This window comes from Mesorhizobium sp. M0048, assembly GCF_040323405.1.
Classification (GTDB): domain Bacteria; phylum Pseudomonadota; class Alphaproteobacteria; order Rhizobiales; family Rhizobiaceae; genus Mesorhizobium.
Map to the genome: position 1 here is coordinate 13,704 of NZ_JAMYUV010000065.1, position 16,378 is coordinate 30,081.

At 64.4% G+C, this 16,378-nt stretch carries 19 protein-coding genes; 11 read left to right on the forward strand and 8 right to left on the reverse strand.

The window, feature by feature from the left end:
* Nucleotides 1-149 precede the first annotated feature (149 nt).
* Nucleotides 150-1,157: an AraC family transcriptional regulator gene (locus tag NKJ84_RS29970; protein WP_352509457.1), complete on the forward strand. Its 1,008-nt coding sequence runs from the start codon at nucleotides 150-152 to the stop codon at nucleotides 1,155-1,157.
* Between the two features lie 131 nt (nucleotides 1,158-1,288).
* Here the strand turns inward: NKJ84_RS29970 and efp are convergent, their stop codons facing one another.
* The gene (gene efp, locus NKJ84_RS29975; protein ID WP_023674374.1) at nucleotides 1,289-1,855 is read right to left on the reverse strand and encodes an elongation factor P; all 567 of its coding nucleotides are present in this window, start codon (nucleotides 1,853-1,855) and stop codon (nucleotides 1,289-1,291) included.
* Between the two features lie 114 nt (nucleotides 1,856-1,969).
* Here efp and epmA point away from each other — a divergent pair, with 114 nt between their 5' ends.
* Complete coding sequence (gene epmA / locus NKJ84_RS29980; RefSeq protein WP_352509458.1) at nucleotides 1,970-3,016, forward strand: EF-P lysine aminoacylase EpmA; 1,047 nt, start codon at nucleotides 1,970-1,972, stop codon at nucleotides 3,014-3,016.
* 126 nt (nucleotides 3,017-3,142) lie between these two features.
* On the opposite strand, the gene NKJ84_RS29985 is transcribed toward epmA, so the two are convergent.
* Nucleotides 3,143-3,277 carry a hypothetical protein gene (locus NKJ84_RS29985; protein ID WP_352474393.1) on the reverse strand — a complete coding sequence of 45 codons (135 nt, stop codon included), beginning with the start codon at nucleotides 3,275-3,277 and terminating at the stop codon, nucleotides 3,143-3,145.
* Nucleotides 3,278-3,381: 104 nt separating this feature from the next.
* On the opposite strand from NKJ84_RS29985, the gene NKJ84_RS29990 reads away from it, so the two are divergent.
* Nucleotides 3,382-4,056, forward strand: coding sequence for a DUF8692 domain-containing protein (locus tag NKJ84_RS29990; protein WP_352509459.1), 675 nt, complete (start codon nucleotides 3,382-3,384; stop codon nucleotides 4,054-4,056).
* 12 nt (nucleotides 4,057-4,068) lie between these two features.
* On the opposite strand, the gene NKJ84_RS29995 is transcribed toward NKJ84_RS29990, so the two are convergent.
* The 3 genes from NKJ84_RS29995 to NKJ84_RS30005 all read right to left on the reverse strand — a co-directional run bounded on the left by NKJ84_RS29995 (nucleotide 4,069) and on the right by NKJ84_RS30005 (nucleotide 5,039).
* Nucleotides 4,069-4,383: an ABC transporter permease gene (locus NKJ84_RS29995; protein WP_352509460.1), complete on the reverse strand. Its 315-nt coding sequence runs from the start codon at nucleotides 4,381-4,383 to the stop codon at nucleotides 4,069-4,071.
* Nucleotides 4,377-4,517, reverse strand: a complete 141-nt coding sequence (locus tag NKJ84_RS30000) for a hypothetical protein (RefSeq protein WP_352509461.1) — start codon at nucleotides 4,515-4,517, stop codon at nucleotides 4,377-4,379. The genes NKJ84_RS29995 and NKJ84_RS30000 overlap by 7 nt, the downstream gene beginning before the upstream one ends.
* Before the next feature lie 231 nt (nucleotides 4,518-4,748).
* A complete protein-coding gene (locus NKJ84_RS30005) occupies nucleotides 4,749-5,039 on the reverse strand; it encodes a hypothetical protein (protein WP_352509463.1) in 291 nt (96 codons plus the stop codon).
* A 150-nt stretch (nucleotides 5,040-5,189) separates the two neighbouring features.
* Here NKJ84_RS30005 and NKJ84_RS30010 point away from each other — a divergent pair, with 150 nt between their 5' ends.
* The 6 genes from NKJ84_RS30010 (at nucleotide 5,190) to lpxK (ending at nucleotide 10,774) form a co-directional block, all read left to right on the forward strand.
* The gene (locus tag NKJ84_RS30010) at nucleotides 5,190-6,533 is read left to right on the forward strand and encodes a TldD/PmbA family protein (RefSeq protein WP_352509464.1); all 1,344 of its coding nucleotides are present in this window, start codon (nucleotides 5,190-5,192) and stop codon (nucleotides 6,531-6,533) included.
* Nucleotides 6,520-7,326, forward strand: coding sequence for a 3'(2'),5'-bisphosphate nucleotidase CysQ (locus NKJ84_RS30015; RefSeq protein WP_352509466.1), 807 nt, complete (start codon nucleotides 6,520-6,522; stop codon nucleotides 7,324-7,326). Before NKJ84_RS30010 ends, NKJ84_RS30015 begins: the two co-directional genes overlap by 14 nt.
* A gap of 74 nt (nucleotides 7,327-7,400) precedes the next feature.
* Nucleotides 7,401-7,646: a DUF4170 domain-containing protein gene (locus NKJ84_RS30020; RefSeq protein ID WP_023674378.1), complete on the forward strand. Its 246-nt coding sequence runs from the start codon at nucleotides 7,401-7,403 to the stop codon at nucleotides 7,644-7,646.
* Nucleotides 7,647-7,651: 5 nt separating this feature from the next.
* Nucleotides 7,652-8,431: a lysophospholipid acyltransferase family protein gene (locus NKJ84_RS30025; protein ID WP_352509467.1), complete on the forward strand. Its 780-nt coding sequence runs from the start codon at nucleotides 7,652-7,654 to the stop codon at nucleotides 8,429-8,431.
* Nucleotides 8,428-9,744, forward strand: coding sequence for a lipid IV(A) 3-deoxy-D-manno-octulosonic acid transferase (waaA, locus tag NKJ84_RS30030; RefSeq protein ID WP_254817457.1), 1,317 nt, complete (start codon nucleotides 8,428-8,430; stop codon nucleotides 9,742-9,744). Before NKJ84_RS30025 ends, waaA begins: the two co-directional genes overlap by 4 nt.
* 1 nt (nucleotide 9,745) lies before the next feature.
* Nucleotides 9,746-10,774 (forward strand): tetraacyldisaccharide 4'-kinase, encoded by a 1,029-nt coding sequence (gene lpxK, locus NKJ84_RS30035; protein WP_352509468.1) that lies wholly within the window; start codon nucleotides 9,746-9,748, stop codon nucleotides 10,772-10,774.
* 252 nt (nucleotides 10,775-11,026) lie between these two features.
* Here lpxK and NKJ84_RS30040 read toward each other — a convergent pair whose 3' ends face one another.
* Complete coding sequence (locus tag NKJ84_RS30040; RefSeq protein ID WP_031211156.1) at nucleotides 11,027-11,260, reverse strand: DUF2093 domain-containing protein; 234 nt, start codon at nucleotides 11,258-11,260, stop codon at nucleotides 11,027-11,029.
* 220 nt (nucleotides 11,261-11,480) lie between these two features.
* Nucleotides 11,481-12,416: a LysR family transcriptional regulator gene (locus tag NKJ84_RS30045; RefSeq protein WP_352509469.1), complete on the reverse strand. Its 936-nt coding sequence runs from the start codon at nucleotides 12,414-12,416 to the stop codon at nucleotides 11,481-11,483.
* 90 nt (nucleotides 12,417-12,506) lie between these two features.
* Between NKJ84_RS30045 and NKJ84_RS30050 the strand changes: the two genes are divergently transcribed.
* Both NKJ84_RS30050 and NKJ84_RS30055 read left to right on the forward strand, forming a co-directional pair.
* The gene (locus NKJ84_RS30050; RefSeq protein ID WP_352509470.1) at nucleotides 12,507-13,400 is read left to right on the forward strand and encodes a DMT family transporter; all 894 of its coding nucleotides are present in this window, start codon (nucleotides 12,507-12,509) and stop codon (nucleotides 13,398-13,400) included.
* 124 nt (nucleotides 13,401-13,524) lie between these two features.
* On the forward strand, nucleotides 13,525-14,280 hold the full coding sequence (locus NKJ84_RS30055) for a hypothetical protein (protein ID WP_352509471.1): 756 nt from the start codon (nucleotides 13,525-13,527) through the stop codon (nucleotides 14,278-14,280).
* Between the two features lie 34 nt (nucleotides 14,281-14,314).
* Here the strand turns inward: NKJ84_RS30055 and mutL are convergent, their stop codons facing one another.
* Nucleotides 14,315-16,165: a DNA mismatch repair endonuclease MutL gene (gene mutL, locus NKJ84_RS30060; protein WP_352509474.1), complete on the reverse strand. Its 1,851-nt coding sequence runs from the start codon at nucleotides 16,163-16,165 to the stop codon at nucleotides 14,315-14,317.
* Nucleotides 16,166-16,378 lie beyond the last annotated feature (213 nt).

Sequence of the window (16,378 nt, forward strand, 5' to 3'; positions counted from 1 at the left end):
ATCGTCCATTTCTGTTGCCCGATCGTTCAGAGTAGGATTAGACCGGATGGATAGTTGCTCGGGCGGCCATATTGCCGGATAGTTCGAGATGCCTGGCGGAAAAACTCGTTGTCAAAGGGAGTAGCCGATCGTTTCCGGAGGTGTAGTGCATGGATGTCCTTTCCGATGTGCTCCGAGCCGTTCGCCTCACCGGTGCGATCTATTTCGACGTTGACGCCAGCTCTCCCTGGGTTGGCGAGTCGCCGGGCACGGCCGACATTGCCGCCGCCATCATGCCGGAGGCAGAGCACATCATTTCTTTTCATGCCGTGATGTCGGGCTCGTGCTGGGCCGCGCTGGGAGACGATTCGGTGCCCCCGGTGCTCGTGAACGCCGGTGATGTCGTTGTCTTCCCCGGTGGTGTTCCGAACGTGTTGAGCTCCTCGCCGGGGGCGCGGGGCGAACCCAATATGGCAATGTATTATCGGCCGATAGACGAGAGCCTGCCGTTTGCGGTGATCCATGGTGGCGGGGGAGACGAGCGGACCCGGTTCATTTGCGGGTATCTTGGCTGCGATGCACGTCCCTTCAATCCTCTCCTGGCCGCATTGCCGGCCATCCTGTGCGCCCGCAAGCCCGCCGATGGAAGCAGCTGGGTTATCGACCTTTTTCGGCTGGCGCTGGCAGAAGGTGGCAGTGGGCGGGCGGGCTGTGAGACGATACTCGCCAAGCTGAGCGAGCTGATGTTTGTCGAGATCATCCGCCGCCATCTCGAGACCCTGCCCGACGATTCGCGCGGCTGGCTGTCAGGCCTACGGGATCCACATGTCGGCGAGGCGCTCCGGCTCATCCACGCTCGCCCCGGGGAGGAATGGACATTGGACCGGCTCGCCCGCGAAGTAGGGCTCTCGCGCACGGCGTTTGCGAGCCGCTTTACCCACTATGTCGGGGTTTCGCCCATGCACTATCTTGCTCGCTGGCGTCTACAACTGGCAGGACGCTTGCTCGAACGCCCTGAAATGAGCATCGCGCAAGCGGGTGCCGAGGTCGGCTACGAGTCGGAAGCCGCCTTCAGTCGCGCCTTCAAAAAGTTCGTCGGCATTCCACCTGGCACCTGGCGAAAGGGACGGTCGGCGTTGCTCGAGGCTCAGAGATTGCCCGCTGGCGTCGTGCAATAGGAAAGAACTGGCAGGGCGTTGACGCTTCGGTCCGCGTAAAGCGTCCCAATGCTCGAAAGCCCCTGCCACAAAGCGGTTGACGATGACCGGCAGCCTCGACGCGTTCGGCGAGGCGTTTCAGGCCTCGCGCCTCAATCCTTCGCGCGCTCGACATAGGCGCCATCGGCGGTCATCACCACCACGCGGGTGCCAGCGCTGATGTGTGGCGGCACCAGGGTACGCACGCCGTTGGACAGCGTTGCCGGCTTGTAGGACGAGGACGCCGTCTGGCCCTTGGTCACCGGCTCGGTCTCGACCACCTCGAAAGTGGCGCGCTGCGGCAGTACCAGCGAGATGGCGATGTTGTTGTATTGCGAGATCTGCACCGGCATGCCTTCCACCAGATAGGGCGCCATGTCGCCGACCACGCTTTCCGGCACCGCGACCTGGTCGTAAGTCTCCGGATTCATGAAGTGAAAGCCTTCGCCGTCACGGTAGAGGAACGTGTGCTCGCGCTCCTCGACATAGGCGCGCTCGACCTGCTCTGTGGTGCGGTAACGCTCGGAAACCTTTACCCCGTCGGAGATACGCCGCATGTCGAGCTGGGTGACCGGCGTACCCTTGCCAGGATGAATGTTTTCGGCAAAGAGGATCACATAAAGCTTGCCGTCCTTTTCGACGACGTTGCCTTTGCGTAAGGAGCTGGCGATGACCTTCACGGGTTTCCATCCTGATAAAATTTGTTGGCGCAAATCGGCTGGAGAGGCCGTTGCGTGCGGCCTAGCGCATCTTGGCCGCAATCGCCAGCCCTCTGTGCAATTCCCCTGAAGCCGATGACCGCCGCCTCGCCGTGGTGGACGCCGCATGTCCACGCCGACCGCCGGCCGCGGCTGATCCTGCGCAATGCCATTGCCACCGGGATGCGCGACTGGTTCGCCCGCCGCGACTTCGTCGAGGTGGAGACATCGGCCCTGCAGGTCTCGCCCGGCAATGAAGCGCACCTGTCGGCCTTTGCCACCGAGGCGATCGGGCCGGACGGGCAGCGCCAGCCGCTCTACCTCCACACGTCGCCGGAATTCGCCTGCAAGAAGCTGCTTGCCGCCGGCGAAGAGCGCATCTTCAGCCTCGGGGCTGTCTGGCGCAACCGCGAGCGCGGCCCCTTGCACCATCCTGAGTTCACCATGCTCGAATGGTACCGCGTCGGCGAGACCTATGAGAGCCTGATGCGCGATTGCGCCGAGCTCGTAGCGCTGGCGGCCGAACGGGCCGCAGCGAAGCGTTTTAGCTTCCGCGGCCGTGAGGCCGATCCGTTCGCCGGGCCGGAACGGTTGAGCGTCGCCGAAGCCTTCATGCGCCATGCCGGCATCGATCTGCTGGCGACGGTTGCGGCCGATGGCAACACCGACCGCGCGGGGTTGCATGCCGCCCTGGTCCAGGCCGGATTGCGGACCGCGCCCGACGATAATTGGGCCGACCTGTTCAGCCGGGTGATGGTCGAAAAAATCGAGCCAGCGCTGGGGCAGGGGCGCGCTACCATTCTTTTCGGATATCCGATCTCGGAGGCGGCATTGGCCCGGCCGAGCGCCGACGATCCACGCACCGCCGAGCGTTTCGAGCTCTATTGCTGCGGCATCGAACTCGCCAACGCCTTTGGCGAATTGACCGATCCGGCCGAGCAGCGCCGACGCTTTGCCGCCGAAATGGATGAGAAGCAGCGCGTCTATGGCGAACGCTACCCGATCGACGAGGATTTCCTCGCCGCGCTCGCCATCATGCCGCAGGCGAGCGGCGCGGCGCTCGGCTTCGACCGGCTGGTGATGCTCGCCACCGGCGCGCTCAGGATCGACGACGTGATCTGGACGCCGGTGGCTGGTCCCTGAGGAAGGTTGGACAAGCCGATCTCGCCCGGCTTGAAAGCCAGGATCAGATGGTCGGTCCAGGCCGCCGCCGGCTCCGTCGAGCCAGAAGATTGGCGACGACCAGGAGGATTATCGACAGCCCCATCATCAGCGTGGCGGCGGCGCTATTGCCGGGGAGAGCTTTTCGCGCAAGCCGATGAACATTTCGAGCGGCATGGTGCGTTGGTTGGCGCTGGCCAGGAACTGCACCGCGACGACCTCGTCATGTGCGAGACGCTGCAACCGTTCCGTGTGTTGCCACGATCATGGTGGGCCGGCATAGTGCTGGCGGGGTTCTCGGCGCCGCGGAGCTATCGGCCGTCGTACTCAGAATGGCCTTCGGCACAATGCCAGACAAAAACGCGCTGAACGCAAAACATAGCAGCGAATGGACAATGTCCTGGCGCCTGGTCATACTTGCGGCCGTGGCGATTAATGTTGTGATGCTCTTGGCCGCGCTGTTCGTCGCGCAAACTCTTGGTCTGGACGCTACAATCTTCTATCGAGATCCATCTGCAGCCGCGGATGTCGGCTTCTATACGGGGTGGATTTCGTCCCTAGGTGCTTCACTGTGGATCGGCACCGGCGCGGCGACCCTGTTTGCCGGTCTGCTCACGCACCGATGGGATTGCACGTTTCTCGGCGGCCTTACCTTGGTCATGGGCCTCGATGACCTGTTGTTGATCCATGAGGACGTGCTGCCGTTTGTCGCGATACCAGAGATTGTTACGATGATTGCCTACGCCGTCGCCGGGTTGTTCTGGTTCTTTCGGCTGCGACGGAAGACATTCGACGGCTCGATCGTATTTGTGGCCGCAGGCTTCCTACTCGCGATGTCAGCAGCGATCGACCAGCTGGGAGAGCTGTTTCCTAGCCCGAGTTCGGCGGTCGACATCGCGGAAGACGCTGTCAAAGAGCTTGGCATCTTCCTTTGGGCGGCAGGTGCCGTCGGGTACGCGGCGATGGTGACACGGTTGGGCCGCCCGTGGGTGGATCCAGCCGATCCCAACTCTACAGGCTGACTGCCGCACATGCTATGAGCCAACGGCGGTGATCACCACCGGCACGATCAGGGGCGACAGCAGCAGCGGCATGACGATGCGGCGGCCGGGAAACTTTTCGTCGGAAAGCGCAATCGCTGCAAACGTGCCGAGTGTCGTTGCGATCAGCGTCGTCCCGAACGCAACGATCAGGCTGTTCCCGATCGCCGATTGCCAGCGTTGGGTGCCGAGCACGACCGCGTACCAGCGCGTCGAAATCCCCTCCAGCGGAAAGATGAAGAAGGCGCCGCTGTTGAACGACAAGGGGACCGGAACGAGGATCGGCACGAGGAGAAACAGGATCACCATGCGAGGCCCTTGGGCACGGAGGCGATGAGGCAGGCGAGGGGGAAGCCCAGTATCAGCGTGGCCAGCGTCTCCACCGCGGCGACGAAGAATGTGGGCATGAACACCTGCAGGAAGATCGCCTGCTCCGGCGGCACTCTTTCAATGCCTCCAATTCGTGCGGCAATCGCTTCCGGCGGCCACCCGCGCCAATGCGCTGGCGCTCGCCGGTCTGCTGGCCGAGGCCCTGACGGCCTGGGAGGAGGTGATGGCGGACGCTGACCTGGCAGACTTGCCGCGCTCCACGGCTGTCTCTACTTGTATCGTCGCGAGAGCGATTTCGCCAAGGCCGCTGGGGGCAGGGCACTGCGCGCCGGGTTTGGCGTCCATCAAGAGGTTGTGATGGCGGAAGCGGTGGCCGCGCTGGAGCCCGGCCTGCCCGCGACCGGGGCCAGCGGTCTGTACTTCCCGGACTCGATGAATGTCACCGATTCCCGGCCGGTCATCGGTCCGTCGCGCGGCAGCTCCAGGTGATCCATGCCTTCGGTCATGGTCATCTCGGCCTGACACTCGCGCCGATCGCCGCGCGCCTGGTCGCCGAACTGATCGCTGGACGCGGCGATCCAGCGCGTCTCGCGGCGTTTTCGGCTGATCGCTTCCGCGCCTGATCGATCGAACATTTCGCCGTCGGGTTGCGATCAGGAGTCGCGCCGACCTGGGCTGGATGCCCCCTGATTGTCCGCTTCTCCCATTGCAGAAGCCGCACCGGGACAATAGATGGTGCAGCAACGGCTGCCCTTCAGCCGGCCGGAAATAACAGGATCATGCGCATGACCGATACGCTCGACGCAGCGAAACTGACCGATCGCGTCGCAGCCCTGGTCGAGGCTGCCAAACGGGCCGGCGCCGATGCCGCCGATGCGGTTGCGGTGCGCGGCCGTTCGACCGGCGTGTCGGTGCGGCTCGGCAAGGTCGAAGGCACAGAGGCGTCCGAGAGCGAAGACGTCTCGCTGCGTGTCTTCGTCGGCAAGCGGGTAGCGAGCGTCTCGGCAACGGCGGCATCCGACCCCAATATGCTGGCCGAGCGTGCCGTCGCCATGGCCAAAGTGTCGCCCGAAGATCCCTATCAGGGTCTGGCCGATCCGGCCTTGCTGGTCAAGACGCCGCGCGACCTCGATCTGTTCGACGCCACTCAGGTATCGGCCCACCAGTTGAAGGAAGCAGCCCTTGCCGCCGAGGCGGCGGCGCTTGCCGTCAAGGGCGTCACCAATTCGGCCGGCAGTAGCGCCAGTGCCGGGCTGGGCGGCCTTGTGCTCGCCACTTCGCATGGCTTTGTCGGCCATTATGTCGCGTCGCGCTTTTCGCGTTCGACCAGCGTGATCGCCGGCGAGGGCACCGGCATGGAGCGCGATTACGAATTCTCCTCGCGCCAGCATTTTTCCGATCTCGACGCGCCGGAAGACATCGGCCGCAAGGCCGGCGAGCGCGCCGTACGCCGTATTGGCGCGCGCAAGGCGGCGACCGGGCCGGTCGACGTGGTGTTCGATCCGCGCGTGGCGCGCGGCATTGCCGGCCATCTCGCTGGTGCCATCAATGGCGCCGCAGTGGCGCGCAAGACCAGCTTTCTGCGCGACATGATGGGCAAGAAGGTGGCTTCGGCCGCAATTACCGTCACCGACGAGCCGCTCCGGCGCCGCGGCCAGGCCTCGCGCCCGTTCGACGGCGAAGGCGTCGAGGGCGAAAAACTGTTCATGGTCGACAAGGGCGTGCTCAACCACTGGTTCCTGTCGACTTCCGCGGCGCGGGAACTCGGCCTCGTCACCAATGGGCGCGGCTCGCGCAATGGCTCGTCCGTCTCGCCGTCATCGACCAATCTTGCAATCGAGCCTGGCGAACGGACGCCGGAAGAGCTGATCAAGTCGCTCAAGACCGGCTTCTACGTCACCGAAGTGTTCGGCCAGGGCGTCGACATGGTGACGGGCGAATATAGCCGCGGCGCTTCCGGCTTCTGGATCGATAACGGCGAGCTGGCCTATCCCGTCGCCGAGGTGACCATCGCCTCCAATTTGAGAACCATGTTCCTCAACATGGTTCCGGCGAGCGATCTCGACCGCAATTTCGGCACTGCCGCGCCCACGCTTTTGATCGAAGGAATGACCCTTGCCGGAGCTTGATCCGGCCGTCTCGGCCGGCGCTACTGAAGACCTGCAGCTGCTGCTCGACGCTGCCCGCGAGGCAGGGCTCATCGCCATGCAGTACTTCAACAACAATCCGCAGGTGTGGATGAAGGGCGGCACCTCGCCGGTCAGCGAAGCCGATCACGCCGCCGACAAATATCTGCGCGAAACCTTGCTGGCGGCCCGGCCGGACTACGGCTGGCTGTCGGAGGAAACCGTCGACGACCCGGTAAGGCTTATCGCGCGCCGCACCTTCGTCGTCGATCCGATCGACGGCACGCGCGGCTTCCTCGAGGGCTTGCCCACATGGTGCGTCAGCGTAGCGGTGGTCGAGAACGGCCGCACGCTTGCCGGCGTGCTCGACTGTCCGGCGAAGGGCGAGATCTATTGGGCGCTGCCCGGCGAGGGCGCGTTCCTGAATGGCAAGCGCATCAGCGTGCGTCCGCCGTCGGAAACGGCCGAAATCGCCGGACCGAAGCCGATGATCGACCTGCTGCCGGCGAAATGGCACAAACGGCTGAAGCGGGTGCCCTATATTCCTTCGCTCGCCTACCGGCTGGCGATGATCGCCGGCGGCCAGCTCGATGCCACCTTCGTCAAGGCCAACGCGCATGACTGGGACATCGCTGCGGCCGATCTCATCCTGCGCGAGGCAGGCGGCGCCGTGCTCGATCGGCACGGCCGCGCGCCGCTCTATGCCGGCGAAGTGATCCGTCACGGACCGCTCGCCGCCGGCAGCGGCGAACTCCTCGCCGTGCTCGCGGGCGTCATCGCCGGGCTGGACAATTGAGCGCTATCAATAGTTCCAAAGTCGGCGGCTTTGGTCTAGACCTGTCCCAAACTCACGATATGTGAAGGATCGACATGGCCGCTGAAGACGGAAAGAAACAGCTTTTGCACCTGGTGTTCGGCGGCGAACTCAAGAAGCTGGGCGGCACCGAATTCCGCGATCTCGACGCGCTCGACATCGTCGGCATTTATCCGGACTACCAATCGGCGCACGCCGTCTGGAAGGCCAAGGCGCAAGCTAGTGTCGACAATGCCCATATGCGCTATTTCGTCGTTCACCTGCACCGCCTGCTCGACCCCGAAAACAAGGCTGTCGGTTGACATCGATGAACCATGAAGCGGTCAAGCGTTCAGCCCCGCGGTCGGCGGTCAGACGTCGCAAGCCGAAGACGTTCTGGCGCAAGATCCGCGAACCGCTGGCGCAGTCGCGATTCGTCAAGAATGCGCTTGCCGCGCTGTTTGCGTATTTCGTCCGCCTTGTCCGCTTGACCAACCGCATGGTCGACGGATCGGCCAAGTTTTCCGGCGGCGCCTATGCGCAGCTCGAGCCTGGCATCATCGCCCTCTGGCACGGCCAGCATTTGCTGACCCCGGCCTATTATCCCAAGGGACGGCCGCTGGTTGCCATGGTGTCGCGCAGCGCCGATGCCGAGCTCAACGCGCTGATGGTCGAGAAATTCGGCATCGAGGCGGTGCGCGGCTCTGGCGGGCGCCAAAGCGCAAGGCATCTCGACAAGGGCGGGGCCAAGGCGCTCATCGCCCTCAAAAAGTCGCTCGCCACCGGCAAGAATGTCGCCATGATAGCTGATATTCCCCACGGAACGCCACGCGATGCGGGGCTGGGTGTCGTCCTCCTGGCGCGGCTGTCCGGCCGGCCGATCCTGCCTGCCGCGATAGCCACCAGCCGCCGCAAGGTGATCGAGGGCAGCTGGGACAAGACGACGATCAACCTGCCCTTCGGCCGCTCCTCGATTGTCGTCGGCACGCCCGTCTTCGTGCCGGCCAACGCCGACGCCGCGGAAATGGAACGCAAGCGCCAGGAGGTCACGGCCTCGCTCAATGCCGCGACCGCCGAGGCCTATCGGCTTGTGGACGGTTCGAAATGAGTATGCGCTGGGCGCGCGCCTTCCTGACGGCATACCGTTTCGCCGGGGCCGCCGCCTACCCGCTGGTCGGACCTTACGTCGCCTGGCGCACTTCCAGAGGCAAGGAGGACCGCATTCGCCGGCGTGAACGCTACGGCGTCGCCGGACGCGAGCGCCCCGAAGGCCCGGTGATCTGGATCCATGCAGCCAGCGTCGGCGAGACCATCGCCGTCGTGCCGCTGGTCGAGAGCATTCTCGATTACGGCGTCAACATCGTGCTGACCACAGGCACCGTCACCTCGGCGCAGGTCGCCGAAGAACGGCTGGGCGACCGCATCATCCACCAATATGTGCCGCTCGACCTCAAGCCGGCGGTCAGCCGCTTCCTCGACCATTGGCAGCCGGACCTGGCGATCATCGCCGAATCGGAGATCTGGCCGATGACCATCCTGGAACTCGGCGCCCGCCGCGTGCCGCAGGTTCTGGTCAATGGCAGGCTGTCCGACCGCTCTTTCAAATCCTGGAAGAAGCGCGCCAACATTGCCGAAGCATTGTTCGAGAATCTCGCCCATGTCGTTGCCCAATCGGATCTCGATGGCGAGCGCTTCCTTTCGCTCGGCGCCCGGCCGGTCACCGTGTCCGGCAATCTCAAGGTCGACACCGCGCCGCCGCCGGCCGACGAGCGAGCACTGGCGGCGCTGAAACGCCAGATCGGCGGTCGCCCGACCTGGGCGGCGATCTCGACCCATGATGGCGAAGAGGCGGTCGCCGCCGAAGTTCACGCCATGCTGCACAAGCGCCACCACGGGCTTTTGACGATCATCGTGCCGCGCCATCCCGATCGCGCCGGGCAGCTGGCCGCCCAGATTTCCGGCATGGGCCTGAAGCTGGCGCAGCGCAGCAAGGGCGACAGGATCACTGCCGACACCGATATTCTGCTCGGCGACACGATCGGCGAGATGGGGCTTTATCTGAGACTGACGGAAATCGCCTTTGTCGGCCGTTCGCTGACTTCCGAAGGCGGCCAGAACCCGCTGGAACCGGCCATGCTGGAGACGGCGGTGCTTGCCGGCCGCAATGTCCAGAATTTTCGCGAGGCCTATCAGCGCCTGCTCGATAGCGGCGGCGCCAAGCTGGTGCGCGACCGCGATATGCTGGCCGGCGCCGTCAATTTCCTTTTGACCAACGAGGCGGCCCGCCATGAGATGATGGCGGCGGGCGCGGCGACGGTCGACGAGATGCGCGGTGCGCTGGCACATACCCTCAGGTCGCTCGAGCCCTATATCCAGCCGCTGGTCGTCAAGTCGCGCCTGAAGGGCGCGAACGGGCGCTGACGTGACCTCGGAAGCGCCGCCCTTCTGGTGGGAAGAGCCCGACTGGCGGGTCACGGCGCTGTCGCCGCTCTCCGCCATCTATGCGCTTGTCGCCGGTCGCCGCATGCGGCATGCGCCGCGCGAAAAGGTAGAGGCGCCGGTGCTCTGCGTCGGCAACTTCACCGTCGGCGGCACCGGCAAGACGCCGGTGGCGATCGCATTGGCCGAGCAGGCCCGGCGCATGCAGCTCAATCCGGGTTTCCTGTCACGCGGCCATGGCGGCTCCTTCGCGCAGCCGCATATCGTCGATCCGCACCACGACGCCGCCAAGCATGTCGGCGATGAGCCGCTGCTTCTGGCCGGACACGCGCCGGTCGCGGTGACGCCGAACCGGGCCGCCGGCGCCAGGCTTCTGCTGGAGAAGCTCGGCTGCGATTTCCTGATCATGGATGACGGTTTTCAGAGCGCGCGCATCCACATCGACTATGCGCTGGTCGTCGTCGACGCGCGCCATGGCATCGGCAATGGCCGCGTCATCCCTGGCGGACCGCTGCGGGCAAACATCGTCGACCAATTGGTCTTCACCAGCGCCTTGCTGAAGATGGGCGAGGGCACCGCGGCCGATACGGTCGTGCGCCAGGCAGCGCGCGCCGGCAGGCCGATCTTCGAGGCGCATACCGCGCCGAGCAGCAAGGTGACGCTGGCCGGCAGGCGGTTCCTGGCGTTCGCCGGCATCGGTCATCCCGACAGGTTTTTCGACACCGTAAGCGAGGCCGGGGGCGAGCTTGCGCTGACCCGACCATTTCCTGACCATCATTTCTACAGTGCGGACGAGCTTGCCGAATTGGCGGCGACAGCACGTAAAGCCGGACTTGGCCTCATTACCACCGCCAAGGACGCTGCCCGCCTGCGTCACGGCGCAGCACCGCCGGAATTCCTCGACGGGCTCGATGTGCTGAAGATCGACACTGTGTTCGAGCTTGACCACGTGCCGCAGCGCATTATCGACGAGACGCTGGATGCCTGGCGGCAGCGCAGGCTGAGGGGCTGACCAGCAGCTTGAGCACCGAGGCGATGTAGGACTGGAATTTGCAGCTTTCCGCCGGTCGAGCGTATTTTGTTCTTGCTTTGTGCCGGCAGCTATGCTACTAATCTGAGTATGGTGATGATTCGCCGGTGACCCGCCCTCGAGCCCGAGGCGGGTTTTTTATTTCAAGATAACCTCTAAGGTTTCGGTGTTGCCGGCCTGACGCCGCGGCAGAGGGCGCAGGATCGCAACGGGGCGACTCCCATTTGCGCTGAACTAGCGTCGGCGGCGCAGTTCCGGATGCGCTTCGATCTCGCGGCGCAGCGAGGCGGCGGCATTCACATAGGGTTCCTGCCTGGCGACACTCCAGTATTTGAGCTCGTCGAGCGGGATGCTCTCGCCGGTCACCGCGCAGCGCACGAAGGCGCCGGGGCTGGTCACCTGGAAGTCGCCATCGAGATAGCGGATGCGGGCTTCCTTGCCGCCGGGTCCTTCGAAACGGTTCATCATGGGGTGGTGCCGAAATTCATGACGATGTCATCGCCACAAATTGCGGCGAGGTCAAGCTTGGTTGGCCTTGCCTGGTTCTGTTTCTGGTGACACTTGCTCAAACAAGCCGGCAAAGCGAATGCCAATGCATGTCGCGCAAAGTGTGCGGCGGTTTTGCGCGACATGCATAAACACAAGAACCTGAAGCACGTCGCATGATGCCGGTCGAACGCGACGCGTCTTAGGCATCTCCTTCCTCGGCCGTGATAAACTGCTCGATCTTCTCCGCTGGCAGCCCTGCCTGGACGGCGATGCGCCGGGCGAGCTCGGCGGCGGCTGCGCGCGGCCGCCCCAGCGGCCGGTCGAGCCAGTAGGATATCGGGCTGAGAACGCTGCGTTCGTCGACGGCGACGATGCGGCCCGACTTCAATTGGTCCACCGTCAACGGCGGACGTGCCAGCGCAATGCCGAGCCCGTGCGCGGCGGCGTCGAGCACGAGGTTGTAGTCCTCGAAACGGCGGTCGTGCGGCCGCGGCCGATAGTCCATCTCCTGCGCCGCAAACCAGGCGCGCCAGGCCGAAGCGTCGGAATCGTTGATCACCGGAAATTCGAGCAGCCGGGCAGGATCTCCGCGGCCGATCTCCCTGGCCAATTCCGGCGAGGCGACCGGGAACACATATTCTTCGAAAAGCTGCACCGAGATCCGGCCCGGAATCCGGCCGCGCCCACAGCGGATCGACAGGTCGATGCCTTCGTCGGCAAGATCGCCCTGGCGGATGTCGACGTCGAGCACGATGCGCAGCTTGGACGGGTGGTTCTCCAGCGCGGCCATGCGCGGCATCAGCCACAGCCCGCTGACCGAGGGGATCGAGGTCAGCCGCACCACCGCCGTGCCGCGCGGCTCAACCCAGCGATCCGAATTGCTGGCGATCAGGGCGAAGGCTTCGGTGGTGCGCAGATGCAGGCGGTTGCCCTCGACGGTCAGCGAGACGCCGCGCGCGCCGCGATCGAAGACTTTCAGCCCGAGCCAACCCTCGAGCTTGGCGATCTGCCGGCTGACGGCGCCATGGGTGATATTGAGCTTCTCGGCCGCAGCCGAAAAGCTGCCGGTCCGAGCCGCGGCGTCGAAGGCGCGCAGCGTTTCGAGCGGCAGCATCGGGTCTGAGCTGTGATCCATAGTCACAGGTGATCCTCGATTTGTTCGTTTGTCAACCGACCCGCAATAGCGTTTCTCTACTTCATGGCATTGGATCGCGAGGACGCCCAGATGAGCGCTTACACCGGCACGTTGAATACGACACAGCGCATGGATGCCGCGGCTGCCATCGCGGTGGCGCTGACGGTGCTCGGCTGGGCCTCGGCCTTTCCGGCGATCCGCGCCGGCCTTGCCGCTTTCGGGCCGCTGGAACTTGGCGCGCTGCGCTTTGCCATCGCCGCGGTTCCGGCGGCGATCTTCCTCGCTGTCAAGCGGCCGGCACTGCCCAGGCTCGATGAACTCTGGCGCTTTGTGTTCGGCGGTGCCGTCTTCGTCGCGCTGTACACGGTGATGCTCAATTTCGGTGAACTGACCGTTTCAGCCGGTGCGGCCGGCTTCATCATCAATGTCAGTCCGATCTTCACCGCCATCATGGCCATGGCGCTGCTCGGCGAACGCTTCTCGGGCCTGGCGTGGGCCGGCACATTCCTGTCCTTCGCCGGTATCGGCATCATCGCCATGGGCGAGGGGCAAGGGCTGAATTTCAACAGTGGTGCGCTGCTTGTCCTCGGCTCGGCATTGTGCTCGGCCGTCAACACCATCGTCCAGAAGCCGCTGTTTGGCCGCCACCACCCGCTGACGATCTCTGCCTCGAACATGGTGCTTGGCGCGCTCTGCCTGTCGCCCTTCCTGCCGAGCGGTCTGGCGCAAGCGGCGGTCGCCGACACCGCCGGGCTCGGCGCGGTCATCTTTCTTGGCATCGTGCCCAGCCTCATCGCCTATGCCGCGTGGGCAACAGCGCTTTCCCGGCTGCCCGCCGCGCGCGCCTCCAATTTCCTCTATCTGGTGTCGCCGGTCGCGACGCTGATCGGCTTCTTCTGGCTGGGCGAGGTGCCGACGCTGCTCGGCATAATCGGCGGCGCGCTGGCGCTTGGTGGCGTCATCGTGGTGAATTTGAAGAGATGAATCAGATGGTTGAGGCCTTTTGCCGACTCAAACCGGCTACTGACGGCCATTGCGATGCAGACACGAGCCAGGCGGGTGTCTATGTTGATCGCATTGGCGAAGCGCAGTAAGGGTCGACATGGGAATGCAGTTTATCTCCGCAGTTTTTTTCGTGTTGCTGCTCAGCCAAAAAGCCGCCGCGGGTTGGTATCAGGTCGAAAATTACGAAGGTTTCATTGGGCCTAACCCGGTCCACCTGTCGCTGCAGAGGAATGACAGTTTCGGCAGCGGGATTACGGTCGAGGGGAGCTATTTCTACGACGCGAAGCAAAGCCCGATAGCAGTGTACGGCAAGATCAACGGCACCAGCGTATCCCTTTGCGAGATTGCGGACGACAAGGAATTCGACCGGGTGCTGGTCATGGGTTCGAAAACGCCCGTCGACACCAGTGGATGCCCATTTTCTCTCGACATTGGTGAAAGCGGCGCAACAGGAACCTGGAGCAAGGGTGCGGACAAACATCCCGTCTCGCTCAAGAAAGTTGCGAGCCTGGACGATACCGGCGACGGGAAGATTGACGGAACCGTTGAGATCCCGTTCTGGGCGCAGACCGCCACCGACAGATTTGCGGGAATCTACGCGAAAACCGACGCCGGCATTTGCATGGAAAAGTTGCTAGTCATCAGCAAGCGCAGCAAGAAAGTCGTTCAAGAGATCGCTTTCGATGACGAAGATTGCGACGCGGGAATGCTGATGACACCAATCTATATGAACGTTCAAAAACAAACAGAAAAAACCGTCGAGATTATTTCGGTAAATTTTCGCGGCGGCGGCGCCGGTTTCACGATGGACTATGTTTTCTCGCGCAAAACCAAGAAGTATCAGAAATTGGTGAACTGACCGGGTGCTTCACTTGGCGTTGCGCAGGTAATGCTCACCGCCGCCCGAACAGCCGCTCGATGTCGGCGAGCTTGAGCTCGATATAGGTCGGGCGGCCGTGATTGCAGGTGCCGGAGCCGGGCGTCGCCTCCATCTGCCGCAGCAGCGCGTTCATCTCTTCCGGTTTGAGCAGACGGCCGGAACGCACCGAGCCGTGGCAGGCCATGGTCGCGGCTATTTTGTCCAGCCGCTCCTTCAGCGTGTCGACCGTATCGTTGTCGGCGATCTCGTCGGCGAGGTCGCGCACCAGCTGCTGGACGTTGGTCTCGCCGAGCATTGACGGCGTCTCGCGCACCGCGACGGCACCGGGGCCGAAGCGCTCGATGCCGAGGCCGAAGCGGGCCAGCGTCTCGGAGTGCATGGCGAGCCGTTCGGCGTCTTCCTCCGACAGGTCGACGATTTCGGGCAGCAGCAGCATCTGTGACGGCACCGCGCGTGAGTGCAGCGCATTTTTCAAGGCCTCATAGACCAGCCGCTCATGCGCCGCATGCTGGTCGACGATGACGAGCGAATCCCTGGTCTGGGCGACGATATAGTTCTCATGCACTTGTGCGCGCGCCGCGCCCAATGCCGTGCCGAGCAGCGTCTCTGCCGCCTGGTCCTGTCCGGCGCGCGCGTCGGCACTGTGCGGCGGCCCGGCATCGAACGCCGCCTGCTCGTCCTCGCCAAAGCCGCCGCCCATATCGAGCGGCCGCTGCGGCGAACGGGCCGGATCGAACCCGGCAAAGCCTGAGGCCCGATAGGCGGCCTCGTAACTGCGGTGACCGTTGGCCGGCCCGCCATGCGCATAGGATGCCGCGCCGGGCCGGAACGCCGCCATCATGCCGGCGGCCCCCGTGGTGGCGGCGCGGATGCCGGCATGGGCCAGTGCTTCACGGGTGGCGCCGACGATCAGCCCGCGCACCAGCCCCGGGTCGCGGAAGCGCACGTCTGCCTTGGCCGGGTGGACGTTGACGTCGACGATCGCCGGATCGAGCGTCAGGAACAGCACGGTGACGGCATGGCGGTCGCGCGGCAGCACGTCGGCGAAGGCGCCGCGAATGGCGCCGGCGATCAGTTTGTCACGCACCGGGCGGCCGTTGACATAGGCGTATTGCTGTAGCGCGTTGGCGCGGGTGAAGGAGGGGACCGAGACATGGCCGGTGAGATGCACGCCGTCCCGCATCGCGTCGATGGCGATCGCATTGTCCGGAAAGTCGGCGCCCATCACCTGTGCCACCCGGCGCAGCCGGCCTTCCGTGCTGTCGTCGGTCGCCGGCAGTTCCAGCGTCGAGCGGTCCGGGCCGGCCAGGGTGAAGCGCACGGTGGGGAAGGCGATGGCGATGCGCTTGACCACGTCGCCGATGGCCGAGCTTTCGGCGCGCTCGCCCTTCATGAATTTGAGCCGCGCCGGCGTGGCGAAGAACAGGTCGCGCACCTCGACCGTGGTGCCGCGATTGGCCGCGGCCGGCCTGACGGCGGCGACGCGGCCGCCGTCGATGCCGATCTCGGCGGCGTTTTCACTGGACGCGGTGCGCGAGCGGATCGACAGCCGCGCCACCGAGCCGATCGAGGGCAAGGCCTCGCCGCGAAAGCCGAGCGAGCGGATGTCGTGAATGTCGTCGGCGAGCTTGGAGGTGCAATGGCGCGCGATCGCCAGCGCCAGTTCCTTTTCCGGAATGCCCGAGCCGTCATCGCTGACGCGGATCAGGTTCAGCCCGCCGCCGGCGGTGACGATCTCGACTCTGGTAGCGCCGGCATCGAGCGCGTTCTCGACCAGTTCCTTGACCACGCTTGCCGGACGCTCGATGACTTCGCCGGCGGCGATCTGGTTGATCATCGTTTCGGAAAGCTGGCGGATGGGCATGGCAGCACTATAGGCGGATTCGTGGCCGATGCGGGAGGGGGAGAATAGCGTTGATTGTTGCAAGGCAGGGAGACTGCTCCGTTGCGCTCCGTCCCACCCCCCTCTGGCCTGCCACGATGTAGAGATAGGAATATTGTTGAAGTGAATGGGCTTGGCCCCCAATTGACTTAGTGGATTTAGTCGGGCGAAGGCCAAAATCTGAAGCGAATGGCC